The 6062-nt window shown below is 59.3% G+C and carries 11 protein-coding genes; 10 read left to right on the top strand and 1 reads right to left on the bottom strand.

From position 1 onward, the window contains the following. The first annotated feature begins 49 nt into the window (after window positions 1-49). A complete protein-coding gene (locus Q9316_RS00830) occupies window positions 50-256 on the top strand; it encodes a hypothetical protein (RefSeq protein ID WP_306031557.1) in 207 nt (68 codons plus the stop codon). A gap of 3 nt (window positions 257-259) precedes the next feature. Here Q9316_RS00830 and Q9316_RS00835 read toward each other — a convergent pair whose 3' ends face one another. Further along, entirely contained in the window at window positions 260-511 is a 252-nt protein-coding gene (locus tag Q9316_RS00835) for a hypothetical protein (protein ID WP_306031558.1), read from the bottom strand. A gap of 226 nt (window positions 512-737) precedes the next feature. Between Q9316_RS00835 and Q9316_RS00840 the strand changes: the two genes are divergently transcribed. The 9 genes from Q9316_RS00840 to Q9316_RS00880 all read left to right on the top strand — a co-directional run bounded on the left by Q9316_RS00840 (window position 738) and on the right by Q9316_RS00880 (window position 4797). Further along, window positions 738-1001: a hypothetical protein gene (locus Q9316_RS00840; protein ID WP_306031559.1), complete on the top strand. Its 264-nt coding sequence runs from the start codon at window positions 738-740 to the stop codon at window positions 999-1001. After that, window positions 998-1390 carry a hypothetical protein gene (locus tag Q9316_RS00845; RefSeq protein WP_306031561.1) on the top strand — a complete coding sequence of 131 codons (393 nt, stop codon included), beginning with the start codon at window positions 998-1000 and terminating at the stop codon, window positions 1388-1390. Before Q9316_RS00840 ends, Q9316_RS00845 begins: the two co-directional genes overlap by 4 nt. Beyond that, window positions 1387-1650, top strand: a complete 264-nt coding sequence (locus Q9316_RS00850; protein ID WP_306031563.1) for a hypothetical protein — start codon at window positions 1387-1389, stop codon at window positions 1648-1650. The genes Q9316_RS00845 and Q9316_RS00850 overlap by 4 nt, the downstream gene beginning before the upstream one ends. A 210-nt stretch (window positions 1651-1860) precedes the next feature. Continuing rightward, complete coding sequence (locus tag Q9316_RS00855; RefSeq protein WP_306031564.1) at window positions 1861-2568, top strand: hypothetical protein; 708 nt, start codon at window positions 1861-1863, stop codon at window positions 2566-2568. Between the two features lie 63 nt (window positions 2569-2631). Further along, window positions 2632-2964 carry a hypothetical protein gene (locus Q9316_RS00860; protein WP_306031565.1) on the top strand — a complete coding sequence of 111 codons (333 nt, stop codon included), beginning with the start codon at window positions 2632-2634 and terminating at the stop codon, window positions 2962-2964. 110 nt (window positions 2965-3074) lie between these two features. Continuing rightward, window positions 3075-3929 (top strand): transporter substrate-binding domain-containing protein, encoded by an 855-nt coding sequence (locus Q9316_RS00865; RefSeq protein ID WP_306031566.1) that lies wholly within the window; start codon window positions 3075-3077, stop codon window positions 3927-3929. 104 nt (window positions 3930-4033) lie between these two features. Beyond that, window positions 4034-4258, top strand: a complete 225-nt coding sequence (locus Q9316_RS00870; RefSeq protein WP_306031567.1) for a hypothetical protein — start codon at window positions 4034-4036, stop codon at window positions 4256-4258. A 12-nt stretch (window positions 4259-4270) separates the two neighbouring features. Next, a complete protein-coding gene (locus Q9316_RS00875) occupies window positions 4271-4552 on the top strand; it encodes a hypothetical protein (protein ID WP_306031568.1) in 282 nt (93 codons plus the stop codon). Then, window positions 4549-4797: a hypothetical protein gene (locus Q9316_RS00880; RefSeq protein ID WP_306031569.1), complete on the top strand. Its 249-nt coding sequence runs from the start codon at window positions 4549-4551 to the stop codon at window positions 4795-4797. The genes Q9316_RS00875 and Q9316_RS00880 overlap by 4 nt, the downstream gene beginning before the upstream one ends. Window positions 4798-6062 lie beyond the last annotated feature (1265 nt).

The following is a 6062-nucleotide window of genomic DNA, read 5'->3' on the forward strand; positions in this document are numbered from 1 at the left end:
TGGAACAAATGAGGCGGCGCTAAAGTTCTTGCGAGCAAGGAGGCTCGCCATGGATATTTTAGCGCCGCGCCATTTGCCCGATCATCCGGACTACAATCTTGACTGCCAAGAAGCTCTCGACCTGGCCGTGCGCGACCTCGTAGATCAGGCCGTCCAAAAGGGATGGAGCACCCGAGAGGTTCTGCGCGCGCTGAAAAGCGTGGCCGAGAACCAAGCGCTCGCCTACGAAGAAGACCCTGATCCGGAGGACGAATAGGTTCTAGCCTCGGTCCGGGTCTGGGCAGAGCGGGCACTCGTCGGGTGTATCGACCATCCGGGCACGTATCCGCCGCTCCCACTCTTCAGCGTCGCCGCTCATCTCGCCTCCCTCGATCATCCTGATTCCCTCGGCGATCGCCTCTTCAACAGCGCCGCTGTCCAGATTGTCGAGAAGCTCCCCATGAACCGGGCATTCCTTTATGGCGCCGGTGTCCTGGAGAACAGCATCTACCATTTCTCGTTGGTCTTGCATTTTGAGGCTCCTAGTTGGTGGGAGCTATCCATATATCCGCAGATTCGCCGGCGCGCATCCACAATTCTAGGGCTGGCCCACTCCTGACACCATGGAAGAATCCACCCGCGACCTATTCACGCGCCGCTATAGAGCTAATTGCTTACTTACCGTGAGGAACCAGCCGCAACCCTGATCAGCGCACGCTATTGTCTTAGCATCGAAACGCAAGCGTGAGAGCAATGCCATGACACCCAAGATTACCTTCGAATACCACCCCGCCGAGGATGAAAGCGTTGATGACGAAACCGTCGTCCTCTTGGACGGCGAGGAATCCGGCTACTCGATCCAGCACACCGACTATGCCGGCCCCGATGCGCGCCGCAGTCTCAACCAGTATTTCTACGACGCCGCTGGCAACCTTACCGGAATGCGGCATGTATCCGATCACGCCAGCGATGCGCTCGCTGCCGCCGCCGTAACCGCTATTCTGGCGGGGGTGCCGGCATGAGCAGCCTTGGCCGTATCAGGAAGAACCTGCGCAATCCCGTCAAGCTCGATCCGCCGCTCGAAGACGTGATCAATCCGATGATCGCCGAGCTGATCGAGGAAGTCCGGGCGGAGACGGGCGCCACAACCAAGGTGTCGCCTCACCCGATGAAATACCCGCAGCACGCCGACCAAGAGAAGGGTAGCGTCTACGCTGGCATCTGCAACCGGACGGCATGCAGTGACTTCCCTGCCCTCATCTACAACCGTGGCACCTACGGCTACTACTGCGCGCCCTGTGGTCGTGCCATCAACGGCGCCACGAGGAACAGAAATCCGCTCTGCATCGAAGTCGATCACGACCTGACCCACGAGGAGATGGAGGCTTCGGCGCGGGAGATGTATGCATGACTGCCGTAACCGACCCGCTCGACGAACTGGAGGTATGGATCGCGCAAATCCACGACGATCAGGACGTCATGGTTGTCGACACGCCGGCGGAGCCAATCGGCTTCATGACCGTCTACGACGACGACGGCAAGCCGTTTCACGGCAAGATCTTCGAACAGCGGGAGAGCGCCGACAACGCCATGGCCATCATGAGCGGCATGATGAAGCCCCTCTTCCGCGTGAACGTCTTCCCGCCGCGCACCAAATTGCGCCAGACGTGAAGCGGCATTAAAGTGGAACTTCCCGCTTGGTTCTGGGTTGAACCGTCAGCGATCGTGAGGGCGATCCTAGGTTTTCAAGGCCACTAGGCGAGAAATTGTTCATCTGTCAGGTTTTGATGCGGCGTAGTTGACCTGGCTCCACTAGGCTAATACCTCCTCTTATGTCCAATAAGGAGGTTTAGCCGCCACGGGGCTACGAGGAAGACCTAAATGCCGACACGCAATCTGACACCCGCCATGCGCACCTGCCTCCGACTCTTGACCGAAGGCGATCTCTACGCCGCCGACTTCAACGTATGGTGCTTGAAGGCCGAGATGGCGAAACCTGCACCTGGCCGGTTCGTCGCCGCCGTGGTTATCCGCAAGATGCTAAGCCGTGGGCTCGTCGAGCCCAATGAGGATGAAGGCGTCAGGATGTCGAACCTGGGCCAGCAGCTCTACGACGAGTTTCCGGAGATGCGCCGTGGACGTGCCATTGCTGCGTCCACCCCGCTATCGCGCAACAAACGGGTCAAGACCAAGCCTGGCCGCAGCAAGGGCGTGACGGTCTACTCGTTCACCCATGGCGGAAAGCCCTATTCCTTCACCACGGAGCGCGCGCTCGCCCGCCAGGTGCGATTGCTCCAGGCCAAGGAGTGGCAGAAGAACCCCGACAAGGTTTCGACGATCGAGGTGACAGCGACCAGGATGGACTTCCTGACGACTGCAAACGCCGCGACAACCCTGCGCGACGGTATCGAGTCGCTGATCGCCGAGAGGGAAGTAATCAGTTACGACCCCGTCGAGAGAAAGGGCTTTTATCGGCACTACCTGGCCAGCACCCGAAAACGGCCAGAGAAGCTCCTAGGCGAGCCCGAGACGCCGGCGCGCTCCGAGACAGCGCCCACGGCCGATCCCGCAGCCCCTGACGCTACCTGAGCGAACCAGCCGATATCCGTTTGTTGATGCGCGATAATTCAGCATCAACAAACGGAGAAAGCTATGCGACACCAAATTTCCAGCGAGCGCCACACCGAAATCCTCAGCCACGATCTGCGCGAAGTCTTCGAGCTGCTCGCCGACAGGAGATACCTCGACGTCATCGCGACCAACAATCACGGCGCAGGTGCTGTGACCGGTCGGCTCGTGACCTTCAGCGATCGGTCATCCTGCTACCACATGAGCGCCGTCTACGCGCACGACGGGCTCGAATACGGTTTCGAGAAGGAGATTCGGGAAGGTTGTGCGACCGAACAGTTCTTCCTCTACGACACCTTGGAGGATGCACGCGCGCACGCCGTCGAGATCCTTGCGACCGTCACTGACGACGTTTAACGAACCGAAAGCGCCCTGTGAGGGCGCTTTCCACAATGAGCGTCACCCATGGAGACCCGCTTGCGGTGGGAAACCAATCTGCCTAAAACCAAGCAGATCGCGGAGACAACATGCGCCTGACCCCTTCCCTTCTCGCACTGCTCGCGGCTTTAATTCTCCCGACGCCACTCGCCGCCCAAGATAGAGCGCCGGTCGACCTGCCGATCCTCTTCGATACCCGCGAGCGCATCGCCCGGCCGGATCTCTCCGGCATCGTGCGGCTGCGTTTCCTGACGACGGTTGATTTCCCGCCGTTCAATTTCATCGACCAGACCGGCAAGCTTGCCGGCTTCCACGTCGATCTCGTGCGCGAGATCTGCCGGGAACTGGCCTTGACGGAGAAATGCCAGATCCAGGCCGTGACCTTCCCGGAGCTGGAAAAGGCACTGGTCGACGGCAATGGCGAGGCGATCGCCGCCGGCATCGCCGTCACCGCGGACCTGCGCAAGCGTTTTGCCTTCTCGCGCCCCTTCATGCGGCTGCCGGCGCGCTTTGCCGTCACGAAGAAGGCAGCGCCGGCCGGCGAGACGGCGGCGGCGCTCGATGGCAAACGGGTGGGTGTCATCGCGGCGAGCGCGCACGAGGCGATGCTGAAGGCCTTCTTCCCGCAGGTGGCGGCCGAGGCGTTCCCGGATCGCGCGGCCCTGCTCGCGGCCCTGAAGGACGGCAAGGTGGACGCCGCTTTCGGCGACGGCATGCAGCTCGCCTTCTGGACGAACGGCACGGAATCGGCAGGGTGCTGCCGCCTTTTCGATGGCCCCTATGTTTCCGAGCGGTTCCTCGGCGAGGGGCTGACGATCATGGTGCGCAGGGAGGAAGAGGCGCTCCTCGGGGCCATAGACCACGCTCTGCTAGCCTTGTCGCGCAGCGGCCGCCTGCAGGAAATCTACCTGCGCTACTTCCCGGTCAATCTCTACGGCGGCTGATAGCGTTTTCCGTAATTCGCTAATTAGCCTTATAGCACCCAGCCGCAACCCGTCTCGCGTCGTGCGAAATTCAATCATCGAAACGACGCGAGACGGAGACGACGATGCGCAAGCCCGTGAAACTCAAGACCATCCAGATCACCGAGGACGAGCACCGCGTTCTAAAGGCCATTCTCGATGCGACGCAATATGGCTATGGCCCTGCAGAGGCCGCCCAGCGCGCCGAGGAGCGCAACAACGACGTCATGCCCGTGGCTGACGGCTCCGAGGAGCAACAGCAGATCTGGGACAATATTCACAAGCTCTTCGACAAGATCCGTTTGGCCTGAAGGAGCAAGCACATGATCAACTTCGTCCGGAAGATGCTCAACGAGGCTGCTCACGCCGGCTTTCAGTTCAAGGTCGATGGCGGTGGAGATGAACCGGATTACGTCGGCTTTCACCCTGCCCTGGCGGAAGACGCAATCAATGCCGTGGATGAAGCCCAGGTCACACTGAAGGACGCTCATGGCATGCGCATGGGCTGGTGCCTCATCGTGAACGGTCTCAACGAGGATGAGCGCATCGCTGACGCCGGGTCCGACGACTGGATCCATGACTGGTGCGAAAGGAACATCCGATGACCGGCAACAAGGCAGACCAGCGTATCGTGGGCGAGAACGTGCTGTCCGCTCATGGGCTGCAATACCTGGAGAACATGGGCTTCGGTTTTCATCGCCTCCTTAAAGGCGACCAGGCGCAGGTCTGGGTAAAGGGCGACGAAACCAACGCCACCTCGATCCCGTGTCTCGACGGGATGTGCTCACCTATTTTCCGTAGGGCGCACAAAGTAGGCGTGCGCCTCTTCAATGGCGCTATACCTAAGTAAGTGGTTACAGCGCGCAGTCGGCGGTCGTGCAAGGTGATGGGGTTAGTCATGGCCCATCAGCCGGAACAACACCGACAGTCTGAATGCCAGTCAGTTCTCCCCTGGCAGGTCAGGCATCAACCGGGATGGATCCTAGCTCCCGGTTCACAAAGGGCAGACTGGCGGCTTATCCTTTCTACGCCAGTCTGCCCTTTTCCTTTACAAGGCGCCAACCTAGGTCCCCTCCACGGGCGCTCGTCCCATGGGCAGGCGACATTCCGCCTAGGGCACAATCATCTTCCCGGCCATCCACCTTCTTATCCGGAATAAGATGATCCTTAGCCGTAACTTTCCCATAAGTTTGCGCCGAAATACCGAAAGCGCGAAAAAGCTAAATCCTGAAACACGGAAAGCGCTAAGCCAGGCCACACCCGAAACAGACAGAGAAGCTCACCAGAGCGCAAACGCACCTGAGATGAGCAACGAGACGTCGAACATCATGGACGCTATCAGGTGAGCAACCCTGAGCGAAACAGACACACTGGAGAGCTACACCACGCTATGCACTGGCAACGTAAGGGAGAGACGTTGCTGAATAGCTATTTCCAGAAAGAGCGAAACAGCTATAGGCGTAGTGATGACAGCAGGTAGCAGAGAGACACCCTAGGAAGAGAGCAGACGTGTGCCGTGTGTAGGGGCAGTAGCTGTAGAGGACCGGAGGTGTGAGAGCTGCGCCTAGGGAGAAAACATCTCTCCAGGAAATTTGCGTGTGGTGAGGTGTGGTGAGATGTTGGAATCGTAGGGAGATCGTAGAGAGGTGGAGTAGCGGCCGCGCCACGGTTTCCCTCGGACTTCCACGAAACCCCTTCCCGCCACCTCGGCCAACCACATCCCGAACCGGAGCGATCACCACGCCTTTTCCCTGACCCTTAATTCGCCGCGCCCAAACTCTGTAAGGTGTTAGTCTGTAGAGTATTATATAATAGTATGGAGACGTGAATTAAGGGACGGGTTGTAGGGAAGAATCCTCCGGTCCTAAAACGTGCACCGGCGCCTAGGTTCTCCCTAGGAGGAAATCATCTTTCCGGTCCATGGAAACCCGCCCTCCTCCACGGTCAACCACGGCGCCCCATGGAGCTCCACGACGAACCTGCCGGTCCCTTGGTGTATAACCCATGCAACGTGCCTGTTCATCCCAGCCGTAACCCGTAGCGACACGTTCTATCTTCTAATCATCGAAAGCAATCAAGCATTCGAATGGAAACGAAGAGAGAAGGAATATCGCA

This window comes from Shinella zoogloeoides (assembly GCF_030733845.1).
Taxonomy (GTDB): Bacteria; Pseudomonadota; Alphaproteobacteria; order Rhizobiales; family Rhizobiaceae; genus Shinella; species Shinella zoogloeoides_C.

Excerpts from the sequence above, each read along its gene's own strand:
- Q9316_RS00840 (WP_306031559.1), top strand. The coding sequence starts at position 738 with ATGACACCCAAGATTACCTTCGAATACCACCCCGCCGAGGATGAAAGC.
- Q9316_RS00860 (WP_306031565.1), top strand. The coding sequence starts at position 2,632 with ATGCGACACCAAATTTCCAGCGAGCGCCACACCGAAATCCTCAGCCAC.
- Q9316_RS00835 (WP_306031558.1), bottom strand. The coding sequence starts at position 511 with ATGCAAGACCAACGAGAAATGGTAGATGCTGTTCTCCAGGACACCGGC.
- Q9316_RS00830 (WP_306031557.1), top strand. The coding sequence starts at position 50 with ATGGATATTTTAGCGCCGCGCCATTTGCCCGATCATCCGGACTACAAT.
- Q9316_RS00875 (WP_306031568.1), top strand. The coding sequence starts at position 4,271 with ATGATCAACTTCGTCCGGAAGATGCTCAACGAGGCTGCTCACGCCGGC.
- Q9316_RS00850 (WP_306031563.1), top strand. The coding sequence starts at position 1,387 with ATGACTGCCGTAACCGACCCGCTCGACGAACTGGAGGTATGGATCGCG.
- Q9316_RS00865 (WP_306031566.1), top strand. The coding sequence starts at position 3,075 with ATGCGCCTGACCCCTTCCCTTCTCGCACTGCTCGCGGCTTTAATTCTC.
- Q9316_RS00880 (WP_306031569.1), top strand. The coding sequence starts at position 4,549 with ATGACCGGCAACAAGGCAGACCAGCGTATCGTGGGCGAGAACGTGCTG.
- Q9316_RS00855 (WP_306031564.1), top strand. The coding sequence starts at position 1,861 with ATGCCGACACGCAATCTGACACCCGCCATGCGCACCTGCCTCCGACTC.
- Q9316_RS00845 (WP_306031561.1), top strand. The coding sequence starts at position 998 with ATGAGCAGCCTTGGCCGTATCAGGAAGAACCTGCGCAATCCCGTCAAG.
- Q9316_RS00870 (WP_306031567.1), top strand. The coding sequence starts at position 4,034 with ATGCGCAAGCCCGTGAAACTCAAGACCATCCAGATCACCGAGGACGAG.